This window comes from Rhizobium sp. J15 (assembly GCF_002531825.1).
Lineage (GTDB): Bacteria > Pseudomonadota > Alphaproteobacteria > Rhizobiales > Rhizobiaceae > Rhizobium.
In genome coordinates this window covers 80,163-103,027 of sequence record NZ_NWSX01000005.1, presented here as the reverse complement: position 1 = coordinate 103,027, position 22,865 = coordinate 80,163, and the positions used below count along the sequence as shown (strand labels likewise).

The following is a 22,865-nucleotide window of genomic DNA, read 5'->3' as shown; positions in this document are numbered from 1 at the left end:
TCGGCGATCAGAATTCTTCCCAATCACCGGCCAATGCCGTGTTCCCCTGGACCGCCGCGCCGCCCTGGAACGACTTGCCGATCTTCGCGATCATCTGGCGAGCGGGCGAGGCGACGGGTTGAGCGTGCTGCGCCGCTGCGGCCGGCTGCGTCATGCGCCTCGATGCCACCGCTCCGCCGATGTTGAACTGGCTGAGCAACTGGAACAGCGCATCTGCTTCCTTGGCGAGGTTATGGGCGGCGGCTGTCGCTTCTTCCACCATGGCGGCGTTCTGCTGCGTGCCCTGATCCATCTTGTTGACGGCGGCATTGATCTCTTTCAGCCCGGTCGCCTGCTCCTGCGAAGCGCCGACGATGGCGCCGACATTGCCGTCGACCTGCTGGACCTGCGTCGCAATCTCCTGCAGGGCTTTTCCGGTTTCGCCAACCAAGGCGACGCCGCTTTTCACGTGGCCGTTCGAAGCGTTGATCAGTTCCTTGATTTCCTTTGCCGCCTTGGCGGAACGCTGCGCCAATTCGCGCACTTCCTGGGCAACGACGGCAAAGCCCTTGCCGGCTTCACCGGCGCGGGCGGCTTCGACACCGGCATTCAGCGCCAGCAGGTTGGTCTGGAAGGCGATCTCGTCGATGACGCCGATGATGCTGCCGATCTCGGTGGCGGAGGATTCGATCTTGCCCATGGCATCGACCGCGTCGCGGACGACGCTGCCCGAGCGTTCCGCATTGTCCTTGGTCTTGCGGACGAGCTGGCCTGCTTCCTGAGCCCTGTGGCTGGAATCGGCGACGGTGGTGGTGATCTCCTCCAGGGCAGCGGCGGTTTCCTCGACGGAAGCGGCCTGCTGCTCGGTCCGCTTGGCAAGATCGTCCGAGGCCGACCGGATCTCCTGTGCGCCGGCCGCGATGGCGCTGGCGTTCTGAGAAACCTTCTGCATGGCGGCACGAAGCTTTTCGACAGCGGCGTTGAAATCGGCACGGAGCTTTTCCAGGGACGGAATGAAGGGCGTGTCGATCTGCTGCGTCAGGTCGCCGTCCGCCAGCGCCTGCAAGGCATCGCCGAGCCGGCCGACAGCCTGGTCCGTTTGCTCGGCAAGGGTGCGGCGTTCGTCGGCATCCTGTTCGAGGCGGTGCCGCTCCGCGACAGCCCGCTTGCTTTCCGCATCGGCTTCCCGTTCCGCCTTTGCCGAAATCGCGTCGCGCAAGCCGGCCACGGCGCGCGCAAGCTTGCCGATCTCGTCGCCGCGCGCTTCGAGGCGACGATCGCCGTCGAGATTGCCTTCCGCCATCGCCTTCAGCGAAAGCTGGAGTTTTGCCAGCGGGCCGACGATCGTGCGGGATGTAATGGCGGCAGCGATGACGGAAAGAAGAGCTGCGATGCCGAGCGCGGTCAGCGCTATCGGCTTGAAGCCGCTCGCCGTGCTGCGAACTTCGCCGCCGATCGATTTGTTCAGCGCTTCCTGATAGTCGATGAATTTGTTGATGGCGCCGAGCCACTCCACGAAGGCCGGCCGGGCCTGTTCGAGCAGGATCTTGCGGGCCGCTTCGCCGTCGCCCTTCTCCTCCAGCGCGATGATCTCCGCGACCAGAGGATTGGTTTTCGCCTGAATGCCGGCAATCTCGTTCAGAATGGTTTTTTCCTGATCCGTCGCACCCGCCGGAGATGCAACCATGTCGGCCATGCGCTTTTCATTCTCGGCATAAGTGGCCGCCAGCTTTTCGATCAGCGCCACGGCCGCCTTGCGTTCGTCCGCCGAGGTCACCAGGGTCACGTCGCGAATGGCGATCGCCCGATCGTGCACGCTGCCGCGATAGTTGATGGCAAACCGCTGCTTGACGCTGTTGACGTCGTTGATCGTTTCGAGATTGCTGTTGATCTGCGCAACCTCCACCGCCGAATAGATGGTCAGGCCGGCCATCAGCAGAACCAGGAAGCTGAAGCCGAGGGTGAGACGCACCGCGATCCCGAAACTCTTAATGCTGTTCATTGGCACTCTCCATCGTTGGCGAGGTTTGTCAAAAGTGGCTGGGACGCCAGGATCGCTCGTCACATCTCATTCAAGCGTGCGGCCTCGATCCGTACTCCCGAATGCGTCCGGCCGCGGCTCTTCGCGCCGGACATGCCACTTCGCATGCACACTGCGCATTTATCCGGGAGCGGCCAAAGCCGATGCCTCGAGACGCGGAAGCGCGCGTGAAAGTAACACCGTCAATCTCATGCAAGATTTCGGATGCCTGGCCCGCCATCATGGCGTAGGTGACGATCCTGAGAACGTCGTTCCGATATCCTAAAAAATTTAAGGGAATATATTTTAGAGAGTGTAAACGGAGGCTGCCGAGCGCCAATATGCTGCGCTTTTCGTATATTTTATGCGCATTTTTTGGGCGGACGCCATGCGGAAAGAGTATGCCAAGTTGTTTCGCAGAAACGGTCGATATCTGCTGTTGTAGATCCGAAGCTCAACTCTTTCGGTGCCTTGTACCCGGGCAATGATCTGACGCACGACGAACGGAAATTGCGAATCACTTGGGATGCACTGCAGCGGCGCGGACGATGCTTGGCGCCGACGCTGTGTCACCAAGAATTCCGGCCGCAAACAATGTGCTGAACGACCCGACCTCCTGTGCTGATAGCATTGCCCGTGCTGATAGCATTGCCCGCCTGCGGCGTCAGCCAAAGGCGCGCGATGGTGCTCTCAATCCGGATCGGCAATCGCATAAAAAAGCGCCCGAGACAGATGTCCAAGGCGCTAAAGGTCTTGGTTCAGCCGGTTGAGCCGGCGGGATCGGCCACATCAGGCAATTTGCGGCGGGTATTCGCTGGCCGAGAAGACGTGATGGTGCACCTTGCCCGTGAAGAGCTTCAGCAGTTCCCCTGTCACCTCGCGGCTCTCGGAGCGCACATTGGAGCGCAACGCAGTGTCCACCGCCTTCATGTCGGGATAACGAATGGCGAGCGCCATGGCATAGACCGGGGCGCCTTCGTCGCGCTCCATTCCATCAAGCACCCGGACTTCTTCGGCGCCCGGAAATTGAGTCCATAGCGGGACGAGCCGCTGCCTCACGAAATCGCGGAACTCCTCTTCCCGGCCGGGATGGATTTCGCCTTCAAACAAAGCGTAACGAATGATCATAGGTTCTCTTTTCCAAAACTCGCGGAGCTGGATCGATGGTGGTGCGGGGAGGGAGGGCGTATCGGCTGATACGCCCTTGGGAGGGGCTTATTTGCCCCAGATTTTCTTGTATTGGTCGCGATAGCCGTTGTCGGGATCGAAGCTGTTCTTCGGCCCGCCGTCGAATTCGACATTCGCACTGGTCACGACATGGAGCGGCGACACATAGCCGGACCACGGAGCGCCGGCGAATGCGCGGTTCAATTCGTCGACGAGCTGCCAGCCCTGGAGATTGAGCGGCTCGGCGACGGTAACGGCCTGGTACTGCTTGGCGCGGATGCGCTGATAGGCGCTTTCCGAACCATCGCCGGCCGCGACGTTTACCGGCTTTCCGTCACCGGCAATGCCGGCCGAGGCAAGCGACGGTCCCATGAAGTCATAGTAAAGGTCGTTGATCGCGAGAGAATGCGTCCACTTGGCGCCATACTTCTGCAGCAGCGAGGTGGTGAGCTGCGGCATGCGCTGGGAGGTTTCGGCGATCGGCGTATCGACATATTCGAGCACCGTGCCGCCGAGATCCTCGATCTCCTTCTTCATGCGGTCGGCCTTGGCAATGGCGATCGCATAGGTGGAGTCGGTGAAGATGATGACGCCGGGCTTGCCGCCGGCGTCGGCGAAGGCCCAATCCGCGGCAGACTTCGAGACTTCCATCGCGTCGGTGGTGACATTGGCGAACACGCCGACATCGGCAACCGGACCGACGGCCGAGGCCGCGTGCCAGGAAACCATCGGAATGCCGGCCGCCTTGGCCGCTTCCATCGCCGGCTTCTGCTCGACGGCGTCAAAACCGTTGATGATGATGCCGTCAGGCTTCAGCGCCATGGCCTGGCCGAATGCCGCCGTCCGCCCGCCGATCGAGCCGGCGCCGTCGAGAACCTTAACCGTCCAGCCGAGTGCGCCAGCAGCTTCCTGAACGCCATTGGCCACGCCGAGGATGCCGCCGTTCTTCATATCGCCGGCAAGGACGACGATGTTCTTGCCTTCAGCGCCCTTGGGGCCGCTCGTCGGGCCGTCCCAGGTGCTTACTTTGGAAGCATATTTGTCGACCACTGCCTTGGCGTCGGCCATGGAATCGGCCAGTGCCGGCGTGCCGAGCATAAGGACGGCGACGGTTGCGACCGTTGCCTGCAATAAATTCCTGCGCTTCATGTTCACTCCTCTTGTTTATTGTTTTGAAATGCCGGCGAGCCGGCATCCTCATTTGGACGCGGGCGTGATCCTCCTCACGGCCCCACGCTTGCGCTGGGCGTAGCCTGCTATGCCGATGGCGATCAGCAGGGTTACGCCATTGAACAGCGGTTCGACGAAGAACGACCCGCCGAATTGCTGAATTCCCGATATCCCGACCGCCAGGATGATGACGCCGATCAGGGTGCCCCAGACATTTACCCGGCCTGGCTTGATCGTCGTCGATCCGAGGAATGCGCCGACGAGTGCGGGAAGGAGATATTCGAGGCCGACGCTTGCCTGGCCGATGCGCAGCTTCGAGGCGAGAAGGACGCCCGTCAGGGCGGCGAGCAGGCCCGAGGTGATGAATGCGCCCATCACGAATTTGCGGACCGGGATGCCATTGAGGGCGGCAGCCTTGGGATTGGCGCCGATGGCGTAGAGATAACGGCCGATCGGCAGATATTCGAGCACGATCCACATGCAGATCGCGATCAGTAGCACGTAGAAGCCGGTGATGGGCAGGCCGAACAGCATGGTGCCGTTCAGCGCGTAGAAACCCTCAGGCAGCACGCCGACCACCTGCCGGCCGCCGGTGTGCCAAAGGGCAAGCGCGTAGAGAACCGTTCCGGTGCCGAGCGTGGCGATGAAGCTGTCGATCTTGGCAACCTCGACCAGCAGGCCGTTGATGAAGCCGGTGAGAACGCCGAGTGCCAGCACGATGACGACGGCGACCGGCCAGGGCAGGCCATAGACCGTCTGCAGGCTGATGGCGAGAATGTGCCAGAGCACGATGCCGTAGCCCACGGTCAGGTCGATGCGGCCCGATGCCATCGGGATCATCGCGGCGAGCGACAGAAGCGCGATGATCGCCTTGTCGGAGACAATCGAGCGAACGTTCAAAACGGTCGGAAACGTGTCCGGCAGCATGATCGAGAAGAGCAGGATCAGGCCGAGGGTCAGGATCACCAGCCCGTAAACCGGGATCAGGCGTCCGATCTTCTGGCCGGTGGAAAGGCCGGCCATTTCGCTCTTGGTCGGCTCCAGCGCGGTGGATTCAATGGATTGCATGGCTGTTCTCCCGATGGCTCAAGCGGCTTCCGATGCCGAGGCGGCGGTGATGACCGCCTCCGTCGTCAGAGCGCTTCCAGTCAGTTCGCTGACGATTTTGCCGCGCGAGAAAACCAGCGCGCGGTGGCAGATGTGGGCGATTTCCTCGAAATCCGTCGAGACCACGACGACTGCGAGACCTGCTTCCAGCGCCTGCGTGATCAGGCGGTAGATTTCCGCTCGGGCGCCGATATCGACGCCGGCGGTCGGATCTTCCGCGATCAGCAGCTTGCGGCCGGTCGCCAGCCAGCGGCCGACGACCACTTTCTGCTGGTTGCCGCCGGACAGGGCCTCCACCGGCAGATCCGGATCGTTCGGCCTGAGGCCGACGGATTGGCCGATCGCATGGGCAAGATCGGCCTCGCCGCGCGGAGACAGGAAGGAAAACAGACCGCGTCCGACGGCGCCGGGATTGATGTATGTGTTTTCCCGGATGGAAAGCGAGAGCGCCACCGACTCTTCCGTCCGGTCGCGGGCGATCAGTCCGATGCCTGAAGCCATTGCCCGCAGCGGGCTCGAAAGATCAGGGGCTCGGTCATGCAGCAGAACCGTGCCGCCGAAGGGCTCGCAGCCGAACAAGGCCCGGCCGATCCGCTCCTGCCCGGCGCCGCGCAATCCGGCAAGGCCGAGAAGCTCGCCCTCGCGGATATCGAAGGATATCGGGCTCGTGCCGGCACAGACGAGATCGCGCACCTTGACGATCGCCTTGCCGGGCTTGATCTCGGTCTTGGAAAAGAGACTGTCGCCGCTGCGGCCGATGATCATCGACACCAGTTCGTCGGGGGTCGTCTCGCTGACGGGCTTCTGCCCCACCATGCGCCCGTCGCGCAGGACAGCGACCCGATCGGCGATGCGGAAAATTTCGTCGAGCCGGTGGGAGACATAGATCATGCCAACACCGCGCTCCTTCAGAGGGCGGATCGCATCGAACAGCCGGTCGACTTCGTCGGCAGGCAGGCTCGCCGTCGGCTCGTCGAGGACGAGAACGTCGGCTTCGACGGCTAGCGCGCGGGCGATGGCGACGAGCGATTTCTCCGTGCGCGACAGCGCCGACACCCGAGTCGTGGGATCGAAATCGCAGCCGACGAGCTTCAAGGCTTCCTTGGCGCGGGCCTGCGTCTTCCTCCAGTCGATCAGGCCGCCGCGCATCGAGAAGCCCTGCGACAGGCCCATGTTCTCGCCGACCGTCATCCACTCGATCAGACCGAGATCCTGATGGATGAAGGCGACCGGTTGCCGCTCGTTCGGCTTCGGCGGACGATGGTGGTAGCTGTGGCCGCGAAAGAGAATGTCGCCGGCATCCGGCTTATAGATGCCGGCAAGGGTCTTGATCAGCGTCGATTTCCCGGCGCCGTTTTCGCCGAGCAGCGCAAGGATCTCTCCCTCGCGCAGATCGATCGATACGTCACGCAGTGCCTGCGTGCCGCCGAAGCTCTTGGTGATCGATTGGAACTCCAGCAGTCTCTTGGCTTCCACTGTGGCTCCTCCCAAAGCTGCAGCTGTCGTCGTAGAATGATGTTATCGATAACATTCCCGAGTAGTCAAGCGGAAAGTGACAATCTCGAACATCTGATGATGGCGTCAGCCGGCGCGAAATCCATCGAGAAGGCGCATCATCTCGGCGGAGTCTTTCGGCCCAAGGCCGGCGGCGCAGAGCAGGCGATGGATTTCGACCACCGCGCCCGTCATCGGCAGCGGCGTCTTCGTCTTCAGCGAGAAGGCCTGAAGCGAATCCAGATCCTTCAGCATATTGTCGATCCTGCCGGTGGGCGAGAAATCGCGGGCGGCGAATTTCGCCATGAATTCCTGCAAAATCCGGCTGTCCGCCCTGCCGCCGGCAAGGGCGGCCGGAATTGCCGAGGGATCGACGCCGCCGGCTTCGGCGAGCTTGACCGCTTCCGCGACCGCCTGAAACAGCACGGCGCAAAACAGCTGATTGATCAGCTTCGTGGTTTGCCCGGCGCCGGATGCGCCCATCAGCGTGTAATTGGCGGCAAGATGCCGCATCACCACGCGCGCCCGTTCGAAATCCTCCGCGCTGCCGCCGGCCATGATGGTCAGCTTTCCGCCGAGCGCGCCGGGCACGCCGCCGGAAAGCGGGCAATCCACCCACGCCATCCCCGTTTCCTTCCGCAGGCGCGTTGCCATGTCGGCCGTCTCGGCGGGATCGATGGAGGACATGTCGATCAGCAGCTTGTCGGCATTTGCCGCCGCCGCGACACCCTTCTCGCCGAAAACCACGGCGCGGACGATGCTGGCGTGATTGAGACTAAGCACGCAGAATTGCGAGGCCGAGACCGCCGCCTCCACGGAAGCAGCCGCGCGAGCCCCCTTGGCTTCCAGCGCCGCGACCTTTTCGGCATCGAGATCGAAGACGGTAACTTTGTGCCTGGTCTCGATCAGGCGCGTGATAATCGCCGTGCCCATGATGCCCGCACCGATGACGGCGACATCTGCTCTGTAATCATCCTGCATGAAATCCTCCCTTGACGGCGACGCCTCTCAGCTCCTCACAAGCCAGCGCCACCATATCATCCAAAGCCATATCGATCGTCACCGTCACGACACCGGGTTCACCGGTCGGCGGCTCCAGCGTCTGCAGCTGGCTGTCGAGCAGCGAGGCCGGCATGAAGTGGCCCTGACGGGCCTGCATCCTCGACAGCAGCAGATCGCGCGTTCCCTCGAGGAAAACGAAGGCCAGGCTCCCGCCTGCCGCCTGCCTCAGCCTGTCGCGATAGCTTCGCTTCAGCGCCGAGCACGAAATTACCAATCCCTGCGACGCCTTTTGCGCGGTCTTTATCTCCTCGCCGATCCGGTCGAGCCAGGGCAGGCGGTCGCCGTCGGTGAGCGGTATGCCCTCAGCCATCTTCGCGACATTGCGAGCGGGATGAAGCTGGTCGCCTTCCAGAAACGGCAGCCCGTATTGCCCGGCGATACGCTCTCCGACCGAGGATTTGCCACAGCCGCTCACGCCCATGACGATAATGGCCAGAGGCGGCGCCTTTCTTTCAAGGTCCATCGTCTCACCTCCCCTAGAGGCAGGTCGTGATGCCGCCGTCAACATAGAGCGTGTGGCCGTTGATGAAGGACGAGCCACGCCCCGACAGGAAGACGGCAGCGCCGACCAGCTCCTCGACATTGCCCCAGCGCCCGGCCGGCGTGCGCTTTTCGAGCCAGGAAGAGAATTCGGGATTGTCGACGAGCGCCTGATTGAGCGGCGTCTTGAAATAACCCGGCGCAATCGCGTTGATCTGCAGGCCGTGCTTGGCCCAGTCAGCGCACATGCCGCGCGTCAGATTGCGCACCGCGCCCTTGGTCGCCGTATAGGGGGCGATGCCGGGACGGGCGAGCTCGCTTTGAACGGAGGCGATGTTGATGATCTTGCCCTGACCGCGGGCGATCATGACCTTGGCCGCCGCCTGGCCAACGTAAAAGACGCTCGAAATATTGGTGGTGAGCAGCAGTTCCCATTTGTCCGCCGGGAAATCCTCCAGCGGCGTGCGAAACTGCATGCCGGCATTGTTGATCAAGATGTCGAGCGGCCCGATATCGGCTTCGATCGCGGCGATCCCCTGTGCGGCGGCGTCCTTGCTGGTCACGTCGAAGATGGCTGCATGAGCCGACAGGCCCTGAGCCTTGAGGCTTTCGACGGCGCGCTGCACGGTTTCGGGCGTGCGGCCGTTGATGACGACCTCGGCGCCATGCTGCGCCAGACCCTCGGCCAGCGCATAACCGATCCCCTGGCTCGAGCCGGTGATCAGGGCAAGCCGCCCGGTCAGATCAAACAGGTTCTTCATGCAGATAACTCCTCCAGTCTCGCTGCGGACGGCGGCTTATGCTGCCGCGCCCGGGTGAAACTTACTTGACATCCCTTTCTCGAATTATATGTTATCGATAACATAATCAACTGCCAAAATGCGGGATGGAGACGGAATGCCTGAGGTAGAAATCTTGATGGCCGGAGCCTATCCGGAATGGGACATGGTGGATCTGGAGGCGAAGTATCGCATCCATCGCCTGTGGGAAGCGGCCGATCGCCAGGAACTGATCGCAAGGGTCGGCGGCAATATCCGCGCTATCGCGACGCGTGGCGAACTCGGCGCGTCCGCCGAGCTGATGAAGCAGCTGCCGAAGCTGGAGATCGTCTCCTGCTACGGCGTCGGCACCGACGCCATAGACCTCTCCTATGCCCGCGCCAACGGCATTCGCGTCACCAATACCCCTGACGTACTGACCGAAGACGTCGCCGATATCGCCATCGGCCTGCTGCTTGCCACGGCGCGGCAGATTCCGCAGGCCGATGCCTTCGTGCGCACCGGCCAGTGGGGCAATGTTCCGATGCCGCTGGTGACGCGCGTCGCCGGCAAGAAGGTCGGGCTCGTCGGCATGGGGCGGATCGGCAAGGCGATCGCCAAACGGGCGGCCGCTTTCGGCTGCGATATCGCCTATTTCACCCGCAACGAACACAAGGACGTCGCCTACGCCTATCAGCCCGATTTGATCGCGCTTGCCGACTGGGCGGACTTCCTGATCGTCATCGTCCCCGGAGGGGAGGCGACCCTGAAGATCATCAACGCGCCCGTGCTGAAGGCACTCGGCCCTAACGGCATGCTGATCAATGTTTCGCGCGGGACGACAGTGGACGAAGAGGCGCTGATCACGGCGCTTCAAAACCGCACCATTCAGGCTGCGGGTCTTGACGTCTTCCTGAACGAGCCCAAGATCGATGCACGTTTCCTGACGCTGCCGAATGTCGTGCTGCAGCCCCACCACGGCTCCGGCACCATCGAGACCCGCAAGGCCATGGGCAAACTGGTCAGAGACAATCTCGCCGCGCATTTTGCCGGTCGTGCGCTTCCGACTCCCGTCGTGTGAGGATCCCGATATGAAAGCCATCGTCATTCACGCCGCCAAGGATCTCAGGGTCGAAGAGCGCGAGCCGGAGGTCGCGGGCGCTGGGCAGGTGGAGATATCAATCGAAGCCGGCGGCATCTGCGGTTCCGACCTGCATTATTACAATCATGGCGGCTTCGGCACCGTTCGCCTGCGCGAACCGATGATCCTCGGCCACGAGATCGCCGGCACGGTTAAGGCGCTGGGCGCCGGTGTGAGCGACCTTGCGGTCGGAGACCGCGTGGCGGTTTCCCCGAGCCGACCGTGCAACCAATGCCAATATTGCCTGAAGGGCCAGCAGAACCATTGCCTCAACATGCGCTTTTACGGCAGCGCCATGCCGATGCCGCATATTCAGGGTGGCTTTCGCCAGCGGCTGGTGGCGGAGCGGTGGCAATGCCACAAGGTCACTGAGGGCATCTCCATTCATGAGGCCGCTTTCGCCGAACCCTTCGCGGTGACGCTGCATGCGGCAAGCCGCGCCGGATCGCTGCTGGGCAAGCGGGTGCTCGTCACCGGCTGCGGCCCGATCGGCATGCTGGCGATCGTTGCGGCGCGCGTTCTCGGCGCCCGCGAGATCGTCGCGACCGACGTGACCGACAGCGTTCTCGCCCTCGCCCGCACCAGCGGCGCCGATCGCACGATCAACGTCGCCACAAATGCCGCCGACCTTGCCGCCTACGGCGCCGACAAGGGATATTTCGACGTCATGTTCGAGGCATCGGGCAACGAAAGGGCGGTGCGCGCCGGACTGGAGGTGCTGAGGCCCCGCGCCGTTCTCGTGCAGCTCGGCCTTGGCGGCGATGTCTCCATTCCGCAGAACATGATCGTCGCCAAGGAAATCGAGATGCGCGGGACATTTCGTTTCCACGAGGAGTTCGCGCTTGCCGTCGAACTGATCAATGCGCGCCGTGTCGATCTGAAGCCGCTGCTGACAGGTGTCTTCGGGATCGACGAGGCCGTCGCCGCCTTCGAACTGGCAAGCGATCGCAGCAAGTCGATGAAGGTGCTGATTGCCTTCTGACGTCGCCGCCGGCTATGCGCCGCCGCGGTTCGTGCTTTCGCGCAGCACGACCCTGTAACCGGTCAAGGTGATCTCGTCGCCCGTCGAGCCACCGCCATGCACTGCATCCAGCAGGCGCACGGCGGCCTGGCGGCCGATGCCATAACAGTCGACATTGATGGTGGTGATGCTGGGATGACAGATCGACGAGATCTCGTAGTCGCCGAAGCCTGCTATGGCGATATCGCCCGGTACGTTCATCCCCCTGCGCTTGCATTCCATGATCGCGCCGAAGGCGGAAAGGTCGGAGACGCAGAGAACGACTTCCGTGTCCGGCCAGCGCTCCAGGAGGCTGACGACCGCCTGGCCGCCCTGTTCCATGGTGATCGGCGGCACGCCGAAGGAAATCACCCGGCCAGGCCCCAGACCCAGTTCCTCGACGGTCTTCAGGAACCCACTTCGCCGCTGGCTGCCGCGCGTATCGCGCGCCGTCGTTCCGCCGATATAGCCGAACCTGCGATAGCCCTGGTTCGCCAGCGCCCGCACCAGCAGGGACATCGCCTCGCTGTTGGAAAAGCCGACGACGTGGTTGATCGGCTCTTCCGGAATCTCCCAGGTTTCGACCACCGGAATGCCGGCCTTATCGAGCATGCGCCGGGCGCGGTCGGTGTGCGAACCGCCGGTGAGGATGATGCCTTCGGGGCGCCGGCGCAGCATCGCCTCGATCAGTCTTTCCTCTTTCTCCGCCGAATAATCGGTATAGCCGAGCAGAAGCTGAAGGCCGGTATTCTCCAGCGCATCGGTAATCCCCCGCGCGGTATCGGAGAAATTCGAATTGTTGATGGAGGGCACGAGGGCGGCGATGAAGCCGCTGCGCCTCGAGGAAAGACTGCCGGCGGAGAGGTCGAGCACGTAACCCAGCGCATCGACCGCTTCCATGATGCGTTTCCGCGTCTCTTCGGAAACGCTCGCATCCTGCCGGAAGGCGCGCGAGACGGTCATGGCCGATACGCCGACATATTTGGCGACCTCAGCCATCGTCAGCTTCTGGGCGTCGGCTGCCTTGACACGTTTGTCTTTAGGCTCATCCTCGTTTTTCACTGGGCTCCGCTTTCAAAACAGCTTCCGAGTTGGGCAACTCAGGACACGATAAAGTTATCGCTATCATCCCACAATCGATATTATTGCAGGAACGCAGCCTTCCACAGTTGGTCGGCCCCTGTACGATGGCTGCAAAACAGGACAGAATGGTATCGATAACAATTTGGAAAAGGGAGCATCATGTTCGGAGAAATCGACGGTACGGGGTTCGAGGTTCTCGATCCGCGCTTTGAAAGCTGCTTCGTCGGCCATGCGCGTGTCGAGCGGCTGTGGACCGGCGGCCGCTGGCTGGAGGGACCGGCCTGGTTTGCTGCGGGGCGTTATCTGGTTTTCTCGGATATCCCGAACAACCGGATGATGCGCTACGACGATACCAGCGGACATACATCGGTCTTCCGCTCGCCCAGCAACAATTGCAACGGCAACACGGTGGACAATCAGGGCCGGCTCGTCACCTGCGAGCATCTGACACGCCGCGTCACCCGAACGGAATTCAATGGCAAGGTCAGCGTATTGGCCGACAGGGTTGCCGGCAAACGGCTCAATTCGCCAAACGACGTCACCGTCAAATCCGATGGCACCATCTGGTTCACCGATCCGAGCTACGGCATTCTCCACGACTATGAGGGCGATTACAGCGACGAGGAAATCGGCGGATGCCATGTCTACCGGCACGATCCGGCGACAGGCGCGACCGATCGGATGACCGCCGATTTCGTGAAACCGAACGGCCTGGCTTTCTCGCCTGACGAAACGATGCTCTATGTTGCCGACACCGGAGGAACGCATCTGCCCGGCGGTCCGCGTCATATACGAAAGCTCGCCGTGTCCGACGATGGAAATCTCACCGATCTCGGCGTTTTCGCCGAATGCACCGCGGGCTTTTTCGACGGTTTTCGAGTGGATCGAAAAGGCAGGATATGGACGAGCGCCGGCGATGGCGTGCACTGCTATGATCCGGATGGCACCCTGCTCGGCAAGATCCACATTCCCGAGATCGTCTCCAACCTCGCCTTCGGCGGAGAGAAATTAAACCGCCTCTTCATCACCGCAACCACGTCGCTCTACGCCGTCTATCTCACGGCCAACGGCTCGAGCGCCGGGTAACGCCGAGCAGCAGGGGCCGCCGTTACAGGCGGCCCCTGCTTGCGATACGTCTCAGCTCATCGCTGGCTGAGGCCGTCGGCCAGCCTGACGAGGCCGAGGAAGTCCGATCTGTAACCGAAGGGATCGGCCCCCCGCGACGCTGCGGCAAGATCGGCCACCGCCTGATAGGAATAGGCATCGAGAGCGGGAACGCGGCTCAATTTCTGGCCGAAGGCGGCGACGGCGACCGAGAAGCGGACGTCCTGCGGCGCGGCATCGACGCTGGCGACCGTGTTGGCGTCGCCGACGGGCGTGGTGATGAGGGCGCTCTCGTCTTCGCCCGGCCGCTTGTAGCGCATCTTGACGAAGGCAAGCTCGCCCTGCTGCGCGCTATCGGACGTCTCGGCCGGCGCCTTGCTGGCCGCACCGTAACGCAGGTCGTCGTTCATGACCGCGGGACTTCCCTTTGGCGTGATCTCATAAATTGCCGTGACGCTGTGGCCGGAACCGATATCGCCGGCATCGACACGGTCATTGTTGAAATCCTCACGCTTGAGGGCGCGCGTCTCATAGCCGATCAGCCGGTATTCGGCGATTCGCTGCGGGTTGAATTCGACCTGGAACTTGACGTCCTTCGCGATCGGAAAGAGCGTCGATCCGGCCTCTTCGACCAGTGTCTTCTGCGCCTCCGCCAGGGTGTCGATATAGGCAGCGCTGCCATTGCCGTTCTGCGCCAGCGTCTGCATCAGGGAATCGTTGAGATTGCCGCGGCCGAAGCCGAGAACGGTCAGGAAGATGCCGTCCCTGCGCTTTTCTTCGATGATGCGCTTCAGATCCTCGTCGCTCGACGGGCCGACATTGAAGTCGCCGTCCGTCGCCAGCATCACGCGGTTGACGCCGTCCTTGACGAAGGCCTGTCTCGCGAGATCGTAGGCCGCCTCGATGCCTTCGGCGCCGCCGGTCGAGCCGCCGGCCTCCAGCCTGTCGATCGCCGACAGGATCTTCGATTTCTCCGCCACGCGTGTCGGTTCCAACACCGTGCCGGCATTGCCGGCATAGGTGACGATCGAGACGGTATCGTCGGGCTTCAGCCTGTTGACCAGCAGGCGGAAGGCGCTCTTCAGCAACGGCAGCTTGTCCGGCTCGTCCATCGAGCCCGACACGTCGATCAGAAAGACCAGATTGGCATGCGGGGCAAGCGCCGGCGCGATGTCATAGCCCTTGATCGCCACATGCATCAGTTCCGTGTCGTGATTCCACGGCGTCGGCATCACCGTCACCGTCGCCTTGAAGGGCTGGTCGGCATTCTCGGGACGCGGCCAGTCGTAAGGGAAATAATTGATCATTTCCTCGACGCGCACCGATTGCAGATCGGGCATCGCCCCGCCGGTCAGCGACCGGCGGACGAAGGAGTAGGAGGCGCTGTCGAAATCGGCGGAGAAGGTCGAGACCGGATCGGTCGTGACACTCTTGATCGGATTTGCCGCAGCATTGGCAAAACGCTCGCGGCTGGGATCGAGCTGGATCTGGACACGTCCGCCCGCCGGCGGGACAGGCGAGGGGGCAACGGCCATCGGTTCGGCCAATTGCGGCTGAGGGGCGCCAGGAGCAGCCGGCACGGCGGAACTTTTCGACCTGTTCGTCAGACCGGCAATCTCGCCGGCATCGAATTCAGCACGCAGCTCCGCAGCCGACTTTGCAGCCTGCGGCTGCTTGTCCTGCAAGACTTGAGCGCTATCAGCCGCCGACGATTGCGCCGGACGATTCTCTTCGGTCGGCGCTTCGGAAAGCTTCGGCGCGGGCGCGACGGGTTCGGCCGGCCGGCCAGTCGGTTTCGGCACTTCATTTTTCGAAAGAGTACCGGCGACCCTTTCCTGGTCGACGATCGGTTGGTTGCGGGTCAGCTCGAAGGTGAGATAACCGGCGGCGGGAATGACGAGCAGCGTCGCAAGGGCTGAACCGGCGAGGAATTTCTTGTTCACGGCAGGGCTCCATATCCAGTTGATGATGGAGCTTTGACGCCAGCCCTTCGCATTTCCTTGGGCTGTGGCTGCATTATTTTCGGCTTCGTCGAAGGCCTGCATCGCCGCGGCAAGGGCGCGCGCGCGCGCTTCCGGATCGGCGGCCGGCGGTGTCAGGTGAGAGAGCTTTTCGAGTTCCTTGTCCAAGATCATACCTCTTCCTTGCCGAGCATGGCCTTCAGCCTCTTGCGCGCCTCGTGCACCTGCCAGGAGACGGTCGTTTCCGAGCAGCCCATGACGTCGGCGGCGGCGGAGTGGCTGAGGCCCTCGCCATAGACGAGCAGCACGGCGTCGCATTGCCTTTCCGGCAGAGCGCGCACGGCCGCCCATAATTCGCTCGACATCTCGTCGTCATTTCCGCTTGGCGAATCCTGCTGCGGTTCGGCGGCATAGGCGCGGAATGTCTGCTCCTCCCGTGCAAGCTTGCGCCTGTGGTCGCGGGCGGCATTGAGCGTCAGCGTGTAGAGCCATGTCCTGAAGCGGCTGGCGCCGCGAAAGCCGCGGATCGCCGCGCCAAGCTTGACGCAGACTTCCTGGGCGATGTCATCCGCATCGGTGGAACTGCCCGACCATCGCCACGCCGTCGCATGGACGAAATCATAATGGCGCGAGACCAGTTGCCCGAAGGCCTCCCGATCACCGCGCTGCGCCCGTTCTATGAGCTCCGCATCCAATGCGCACCTACCCCCAAGCTATCCAGCAAGATGCTATTTCGGGATTGAGACGTTTCTCCGATGGCGTTCCTTGGGTCGACAGCAAAAAAATTTTTTTCGAACACCGGCAATATCTCCGGCGCGGCTTAAAAATAATGAAGCATCACGACATCCACGAGTCGCGGCCAGACAGATTGCCTCCGTCTCGAAGGCGCATGATGCGGGCAGAGTCGGCCAAGGGCATGGATCTGCATGTCCCAAATCGAAAGGACCTTCCATGTCCGCTCCATCGCCTGCCCCTACCGAAAAAGGCATCCTGCAGTTTCTCGAAATTTGCGATAGCTTTTATCCCACTGATGCCGTCGAAGCCTCCGTCGAGCAGCAGCGAAACTGGTACGACGCCCTCTGCGCACGCTTCGATCGCCCGCTGCCTCCCGACATGATCTTTGCCGATGGCATGGTCCAGCGCATCCCGATCCGGCGCTACCGTCCGCGGAAAATCAGCACGCGCACCATTCTTCTCTATCTTCATGGCGGCGGCTTCGTCGTCGGTTCGCTGGAAAGCCACCATGCCATCTGCGCCGAGATCGCCGATGCTGCCGGCGCGGAGCTCGTTTCGGTCGACTACCGGCTGGCCCCGGAATATCGCTGGCCGGCGCAGACTGATGACGGTTTCGCCGTGCTGAAACATCTGCTTGCCGCCGACAACAAGGTCGTGCTGATCGGCGACAGCGCCGGCGGCAATCTTGCGGCGGGTCTTGTCCTGCGGGCACACGACGAGGAACTGTCGGGCATCGTCGGCCAGGTCCTGATCTATCCGGTGCTCGGTGGGGATCTCGATGCCGGCTCCTATGTCGAAATGGCCGAAGCCCCCGGCCTGACGACGGCTGATGTCGCCTATTACCGCAAGATCCTGCAAGCGCCGGCAGGCAATCCGATCGCGGAGCCGCTCAATGCCTCATCGCTTACCGGGCTCCCGCCAGCCTTCATCACAGTCGCGCATTTCGATCCGCTCCGCGACGACGGCCGGCATTATGCCGCCCGGCTCGCGGAAGCAGGCGTCGAAGTAGGGTTCCGGGAGGAGCCGCAAATGGTGCATGCCTGGCTGCGCGCCCGCCATATGAGCGATGGCGCACGTGATGGCTTTCGCGCCGTCTGCGGGGCGGTCAGGCGTTTCGCGGCCTGACGGTCACATCAGGTCGCGCGGGATCCGCTTTTCCGAAAAGACCTTTTCGAAAATCTGCACGTCATCCTCGAAAGCCGTGACGACGGCGCCGATGATCCAGTCGGTCGCCGTGCAGGCAATCCGTGCGGTGGCGACGGTGCGGACGAACCAGCCGGGTCGGCGCATGTCGCAGGTCCAGGTCGACATGCCGGTCATCGACAGCGGATCATCCGGTGAAATCGACCAGACCTCCTCGCGCAATTGCCGGGTCGAAAGGCCGGTTGCAGGGTGTTCGTGGAGCCCGGTATCCTCGTGGATGCGATATTCCGTCCGGTTGACAGAGAGGTCGCGGACGACCTGCCGTTTCGTCGTGGCAGCGGCGTGCTCGATGTACTTTGGCAGCGGATCGGGATTGGCCGGCTCCGCGATTTCGATCCTTTCGTGTTCGCCGAGCATCGGCAGACCCAGGCCGAGCGAGGCGATATCGATCTCCATCCCATCGTCTTCAGGCGGCGGCAGGATCATCGGCCAATAGGCGGTGGATAGCGAAAGGCGGATGCGGTGGCCCTTGCGGAAACGGTAGCCGCAGGTGTCGAGCACGAGACGGATCGACACTGTCTCGCCTGGCACCAGCGGCTCGGGATCGGCATTGCCGTCGCGGTGGGTGAGGTTGACGACGCCGAAGGCGACCCGCATTGCCGTACCGTCGGGATGGACGTCGATCAGCCGGGCGCAGAGATTGCCGCCTGTTGTCCGGGAGCGCAGCGCAAGTGTCAGCACGGGCCGGCCGAGATAGTCTTGGTCCCCGGCAAGCGGCATCGTATCGAAGATCAGCGAGCCGGCGTCGTCGCCGCGCTGATCGATCGCCATTTCGGCGTCGGGCTTCAAAGTGAAATATTCACCCGAAGCCGTGCCGGTATCGAGGGGAGACCTGACATAGACGGAGTGCTCCGGCGCATGCGGGATCGGCATGCCTTCCGTCAGCTTGCCGAACTGCTCGACGTAAAAGCACTGTATCCGCGGCGGCGACCAGACGTTTCTGGCGACCCAGAAACCCGGATCGCTGTCGCGCCGCGGGGCGGGGCGGACGGCATCGAGAATATAGGCCCGGGTCTGCGGCAGTCTGTCGATGCCATTGTCCTCGCCCCGCAGCCATTTGTTCCACCAGGCGATCGCCTCGCCATGGAAATCGACGCGCGGTTTCGGCCAGGCGAAGTGCGGATATTTGTGCACCCAGGGACCGATCAGCGCCTTCGCCTTTTCCCCCAGGCCCTCGACCGCCATCAGCGGCGTGTTGCGGTAACCGTCGGCCCAGCCGGCAATGACGAGTGCGGGAATCTCGACGCTGGAAAAATCCTCCGAGATCGAGCCGTGACGCCAGAACTCGTCGCGCCGCTGGTGCGCCAGCCATTCCTCCATGAAGAAAGGTTCGCCTGCCAGGCGTTCCAGCCACATCTCCTTCCAATCCTCGCCGGCAAGCGCCGGATCGGGCGGCCGCGACTGGTAGCCGAGCATGGTCGCGGCCCATGAGAGCTGGGCGGAGAGATGGCAGCCGTTCTTGTAGTGGATATCGTCATTGTAGCGGTCGACGGTCGAGGCGATCGAGATGACCGCCTTCAGCGCCGGCGGACGCAATGCGGCGACCTGCAGGCTGTTGAAACCACCCCAGGAGATGCCCATCATCCCGACCGCGCCGTTCGACCAGGGCTGCGCGGCGATCCAGGCAATCAGCTCGCAGGCGTCGGCAAGCTCACGCTCGGTATATTCGCCGTCGATGACACCGTCCGATTCTCCGGAGCCGCGAATATCGACACGCACGCCGGCAATGCCGGCTTCGGCGAAGACCGGATAGGTCGACTCGTCCCGGAGGCTGGTTCCGTCCCGCTTGCGATAGGGCAGAAATTCGAAGACGGCGGGAACGGGATCTTCCGCCGCTCCATCCGGCATCCAGATGCGGGCGGCAAGCCTTGTCCCATCCTTCAGCGTGATCCATTCGTTCTCGATGGTGATGAAGCCGCGCGAAGCCATGTTCATTCCTTTCAGTGACCGGCGCTTTCCATGCGTCGCGTCGCAAGCACCCGTTCCAGCCAGCCGATTTCCATCTCCGGCACGGATTTCAAAAGCAGATCCGTGTAATCGTCGAAGGGCGGCGACAGCGCCTTCGATTTCGGGCCGAAGCGCACCAGCCTGCCGCGATGCATCACCGCCACGCTGTCGGCAATCGCCCGGACGATCGCGATGTCATGGGTGATGAAGATATAGGAAAGCTGCTCTTCCTCCTGCAGGCGCAGGAGCAATTTCAAGATTCCTTCCGCCACCAGCGGATCGAGCGCCGAAGTCGGCTCGTCGCAGAGGATGAGTTCGGGCTTGGCGGCAAGGGCTCTGGCGATCGCCACGCGCTGCTTCTGGCCGCCGGACAGTTCCGCCGGGTAGCGATCGATGAAGCCGTTGCCCATCTCGATCTGGTCGAGCAGCTCCTTCACCCTGGCCGTCTTCTCGGCACCCCTCAGCCCATAATAGAAGGTCAACGGACGGCCGATGATGTCGCGCACCGTCTGCCGCGGGTTCATCGCCGTGTCGGCCATCTGGTAGATCAGCTGGATGCGCCTGAGATCGTCGTTCGGCCGGTTCTTCAGATCGGGCACCAGCGGCTTGCCGTCGAAGACGATGCGTCCGCTGCGGGGTGGCAAGAGGCCGGTAATGGCGCGCGCCAGGCTCGATTTTCCGGAACCGGATTCACCGACCACTGCAAGCGTCTGCCCCTTCGGCACATGCAGCGAGACATCGTGCAGCACCTTGAAGCCGTTGGAATATTCGGCGCTGACATTCTCCACCTTGAGAAGGGCCGCCGACTGGTCGACGGCTTCGTCACGATAGGCCTGCCTGACATTGACCAGCGCCCGGGTGTAATCCTCGCGCGGTGCCTCGATGATTTGCTGGACGCTGCCATACTCCACCTGCCTGCCATGGCGCAGGACCATGATGTCGTCCGAGATCTGGGCGACGACGGCGAGATCGTGGGTGATGTAGAGCGCGGCGGTGTGCGTCTCCTCAATCGCATGTTTGATCGCCGCCAGCACGTCGATCTGCGTGGTGACGTCGAGCGCCGTGGTCGGTTCGTCGAAGACGATGAGTTCGGGGTTGGAGCAGAGCGCCATCGCCGTCATCGCACGCTGCAGCTGGCCGCCGGAAACCTGATGGGCGAAGCGTTCACCGAAGGTTTCCGGATTGGGCAGGCCGAGGACGCGGAACAAATAGAGCGCCCGTTTGCGCGCCTCGTCCTTGCTCATCAATCCATGCTTGACCGATGCCTCGATCACCTGATCGCCGAGCCGGTGTGCCGGATTGAAGGCGGCTGCGGCCGACTGCGCGACGTAGCAGACGCGGGCGCCACGGATTTTCCGGATGCCGTTCTTGCCGAGCGTCAGGATATCGGCGCCGTCGAGCCGCACTTCGCCGCCGGTGATTTCGGCGCCGCCCCGGCCATAGGCCAGCGCCGAAAGGCCGATCGTCGATTTGCCGGCGCCCGATTCTCCGATCAGCCCGAGGACCTTGCCCTTCTGGAGGTCGAAGGAGACGCCATCGACGATGGTCACGCGTTTCGGCGGCTCGCCTGGCGGATAGCTGGTCGCCTCGATCTTCAGATTGCGGACGGAAAGAAGCTCAGGCATCGCCGCGCCCTCCCTTGAGGCTGGATGTGCGTTTCAGGAGCCAGTCGACGACGAGGTTGACGCAGATGGCAAGGGTCGCGATCGCCGTACCCGGCACCAGGGCTGCGGAGATGCCGAAGATGATCCCGTCCTTGTTGTCCTTGACCATGCCGCCCCAATCGGCGGCCGGCGGCTGGATGCCGAGGCCGAGGAAGGAAAGGGTGGAGAGGAACAGGATGGAGAAGGCGAAGCGCAAGCCGAATTCGGCCAGCAGCGGCGACAGCGTGTTCGGCAGGATCTCGCGGAAGATGATCCAGAGCTTGCCTTCGCCGCGCAGCTTCGCCGCCTCGACGAATTCCATCACCGCCACATCGAGCGCCACGGCGCGGCCGAGACGATAGACGCGGGTGGAATCCAGGATCGCCATGACGAGGATCAGGACAACCATATTCTGCGGCAGGACCGCGAGCACCACGAGCGCGAAAATCAGTGTCGGGATCGACATCATCAGATCGTTGAAGCGCGAAAAGACCGTGTCGACGATGCCGCGCGAGACGGCCGCCGTGAAGCTGAGGATGACACCGAGCGAGAAGGAAATGATGGTGGCGGCGGAGGCGACGAGCAGCGTCGTGCGCGCGCCGAAAATCAGGCGCGAGAGGATGTCGCGGCCGAGATTATCGAGGCCGAAGATATATTTATCGTCAGGCAGTTGCCAGACGTCGCCGACGACCTGGGTCTCGCCGTAAGGCGCGATCCAGGGTGCGAAGATCGCGAAGATGAAGGCGATGGCGATGCCTGTGATGCCGATCCAGGCGGTGATGGGGATGTCTCTTGCTCTCATCTGGGATGCCTCAGCCGGGGATTGGCGACGATCGCGAGGATATCGGCCATCATGTTGAGGAAGATGTATACGGCCGCAAAGATCAGGCCGCAGGCCTGCACGACGGGCATGTCGCGCACGGTGACCGCATCGACCATATATTGCCCCATGCCGGGGTAGACGAAGACGACTTCGACGACCACGACGCCGACAACGAGATAGGCGAGGTTCAGGGCGACGACGTTGATGATCGGCGCGAGCGCATTCGGAGCGGCATGCTTGACGATCGAACGGAAGGCGCTGAGGCCCTTCAGCTCCGCCGTCTCCATATAGGCCGAGGACATGACGGAAAGGATCGCGGCGCGCGTCATGCGCATCATGTGCGCGAGCACGACGAGCACCAGGGTCGCCGTCGGCAGCGCGATCGCGTTCAATCGCTCGACGAAGCCCATGCTGTCATAGACTGTCGCCGGAAAGGTGGCCATGCCGAACTTCACCGCGAAAAACAGGATCAGCAGGTAGCCGATGAAGAATTCCGGCAAGGAGATTGCCGCCAGCGAAATCACGTTGATGATCTTGTCAGGCATGCGGTTGCGGAAGTGCACCGAGACCATGCCGAGACCGATGGCGAGCGGCACTGAAATCAACGCCGCGAAACCCGCCAGGAACAGCGAATTGCCGAGACGTTTGCCGATCTGCTCGCTGACCGAATTCTTACTGGCCCAGGATGTGCCGAAATCCCCCTGGACGGCGTTGCCGAGCCACTCGATGTAGCGTGTCGTCACCGGGCGATCGAGCCCGAGATCCTGGCGAATATTGGCGACGGCCTGCGGCGTCGCCGATTGGCCGAGATAGGTGGTGGCGAAATCGCCGGGCAGGGCTTCCAGCCCGCCGAAGATCAGGATGGAAACGGCGAAAAGCAAAACGATACTGAGCACGAAGCGCTCGATGATGAGGGCAAGCAGCGGGAAACGCTGCCGGAACCGGAGGCCGGGCAGAATATTGCTTGGGGCAGGATTGGTCATGGCGA

The 22,865-nt window shown here is 62.7% G+C and carries 19 protein-coding genes; 4 read left to right on the top strand and 15 right to left on the bottom strand.

The window, feature by feature from the left end; genetic code table 11:
- Positions 1–7: 7 nt before the first annotated feature.
- The 8 genes from CO670_RS06080 to CO670_RS06045 form a co-directional block, all read right to left on the bottom strand.
- Positions 8–1,981, bottom strand: coding sequence for a methyl-accepting chemotaxis protein (locus tag CO670_RS06080; RefSeq protein WP_097589435.1), 1,974 nt, complete (start codon positions 1,979–1,981; stop codon positions 8–10).
- An 807-nt stretch (positions 1,982–2,788) separates the two neighbouring features.
- Entirely contained in the window at positions 2,789–3,127 is a 339-nt protein-coding gene (locus tag CO670_RS06075; RefSeq protein ID WP_097589434.1) for a hypothetical protein, read from the bottom strand.
- Positions 3,128–3,214: 87 nt separating this feature from the next.
- Complete coding sequence (locus CO670_RS06070) at positions 3,215–4,315, bottom strand: substrate-binding domain-containing protein (RefSeq protein WP_097589433.1); 1,101 nt, start codon at positions 4,313–4,315, stop codon at positions 3,215–3,217.
- Between the two features lie 48 nt (positions 4,316–4,363).
- Positions 4,364–5,404, bottom strand: coding sequence for an ABC transporter permease (locus CO670_RS06065; RefSeq protein ID WP_097589432.1), 1,041 nt, complete (start codon positions 5,402–5,404; stop codon positions 4,364–4,366).
- Between the two features lie 18 nt (positions 5,405–5,422).
- The gene (locus CO670_RS06060) at positions 5,423–6,919 is read right to left on the bottom strand and encodes a sugar ABC transporter ATP-binding protein (protein ID WP_097589431.1); all 1,497 of its coding nucleotides are present in this window, start codon (positions 6,917–6,919) and stop codon (positions 5,423–5,425) included.
- Positions 6,920–7,024: 105 nt separating this feature from the next.
- On the bottom strand, positions 7,025–7,918 hold the full coding sequence (locus CO670_RS06055; RefSeq protein WP_097589430.1) for an NAD(P)-dependent oxidoreductase: 894 nt from the start codon (positions 7,916–7,918) through the stop codon (positions 7,025–7,027).
- Positions 7,908–8,462, bottom strand: coding sequence for a gluconokinase (locus tag CO670_RS06050; protein ID WP_097589429.1), 555 nt, complete (start codon positions 8,460–8,462; stop codon positions 7,908–7,910). Before CO670_RS06050 ends, CO670_RS06055 begins: the two co-directional genes overlap by 11 nt.
- Positions 8,463–8,475: 13 nt before the next feature.
- Positions 8,476–9,240, bottom strand: coding sequence for an SDR family oxidoreductase (locus tag CO670_RS06045; protein ID WP_097589428.1), 765 nt, complete (start codon positions 9,238–9,240; stop codon positions 8,476–8,478).
- A 136-nt stretch (positions 9,241–9,376) separates the two neighbouring features.
- Here CO670_RS06045 and CO670_RS06040 point away from each other — a divergent pair, with 136 nt between their 5' ends.
- Entirely contained in the window at positions 9,377–10,318 is a 942-nt protein-coding gene (locus tag CO670_RS06040) for a 2-hydroxyacid dehydrogenase (RefSeq protein ID WP_097589427.1), read from the top strand.
- Between the two features lie 10 nt (positions 10,319–10,328).
- A complete protein-coding gene (locus tag CO670_RS06035) occupies positions 10,329–11,360 on the top strand; it encodes an L-idonate 5-dehydrogenase (protein WP_097589426.1) in 1,032 nt (343 codons plus the stop codon).
- A gap of 12 nt (positions 11,361–11,372) precedes the next feature.
- Here the strand turns inward: CO670_RS06035 and CO670_RS06030 are convergent, their stop codons facing one another.
- A complete protein-coding gene (locus CO670_RS06030) occupies positions 11,373–12,440 on the bottom strand; it encodes a LacI family DNA-binding transcriptional regulator (protein ID WP_097589425.1) in 1,068 nt (355 codons plus the stop codon).
- Positions 12,441–12,620: 180 nt separating this feature from the next.
- Here CO670_RS06030 and CO670_RS06025 point away from each other — a divergent pair, with 180 nt between their 5' ends.
- A complete protein-coding gene (locus CO670_RS06025; RefSeq protein WP_097589424.1) occupies positions 12,621–13,547 on the top strand; it encodes an SMP-30/gluconolactonase/LRE family protein in 927 nt (308 codons plus the stop codon).
- Between the two features lie 56 nt (positions 13,548–13,603).
- Here the strand turns inward: CO670_RS06025 and CO670_RS06020 are convergent, their stop codons facing one another.
- Together CO670_RS06020 and CO670_RS06015 are read right to left on the bottom strand one after the other, a co-directional pair.
- The gene (locus CO670_RS06020; protein ID WP_097589423.1) at positions 13,604–15,700 is read right to left on the bottom strand and encodes a VWA domain-containing protein; all 2,097 of its coding nucleotides are present in this window, start codon (positions 15,698–15,700) and stop codon (positions 13,604–13,606) included.
- Positions 15,697–16,221 carry an RNA polymerase sigma factor gene (locus CO670_RS06015; RefSeq protein ID WP_097589422.1) on the bottom strand — a complete coding sequence of 175 codons (525 nt, stop codon included), beginning with the start codon at positions 16,219–16,221 and terminating at the stop codon, positions 15,697–15,699. Before CO670_RS06015 ends, CO670_RS06020 begins: the two co-directional genes overlap by 4 nt.
- A 256-nt stretch (positions 16,222–16,477) precedes the next feature.
- On the opposite strand from CO670_RS06015, the gene CO670_RS06010 reads away from it, so the two are divergent.
- The gene (locus CO670_RS06010; protein WP_097589421.1) at positions 16,478–17,386 is read left to right on the top strand and encodes an alpha/beta hydrolase; all 909 of its coding nucleotides are present in this window, start codon (positions 16,478–16,480) and stop codon (positions 17,384–17,386) included.
- A gap of 3 nt (positions 17,387–17,389) precedes the next feature.
- Here CO670_RS06010 and CO670_RS06005 read toward each other — a convergent pair whose 3' ends face one another.
- From CO670_RS06005 to CO670_RS05990, 4 genes are read right to left on the bottom strand one after another with little or no spacing between them, the layout of a single operon-like run.
- Positions 17,390–19,393 (bottom strand): CocE/NonD family hydrolase, encoded by a 2,004-nt coding sequence (locus tag CO670_RS06005; protein WP_097589503.1) that lies wholly within the window; start codon positions 19,391–19,393, stop codon positions 17,390–17,392.
- Between the two features lie 11 nt (positions 19,394–19,404).
- Positions 19,405–21,036 (bottom strand): ABC transporter ATP-binding protein, encoded by a 1,632-nt coding sequence (locus CO670_RS06000; protein ID WP_097589420.1) that lies wholly within the window; start codon positions 21,034–21,036, stop codon positions 19,405–19,407.
- Complete coding sequence (locus CO670_RS05995; protein ID WP_097589419.1) at positions 21,029–21,856, bottom strand: ABC transporter permease; 828 nt, start codon at positions 21,854–21,856, stop codon at positions 21,029–21,031. The genes CO670_RS06000 and CO670_RS05995 overlap by 8 nt, the downstream gene beginning before the upstream one ends.
- The gene (locus tag CO670_RS05990; RefSeq protein ID WP_097589418.1) at positions 21,853–22,860 is read right to left on the bottom strand and encodes an ABC transporter permease; all 1,008 of its coding nucleotides are present in this window, start codon (positions 22,858–22,860) and stop codon (positions 21,853–21,855) included. The genes CO670_RS05995 and CO670_RS05990 overlap by 4 nt, the downstream gene beginning before the upstream one ends.
- Between the last annotated feature and the right edge of the window lie 5 nt (positions 22,861–22,865).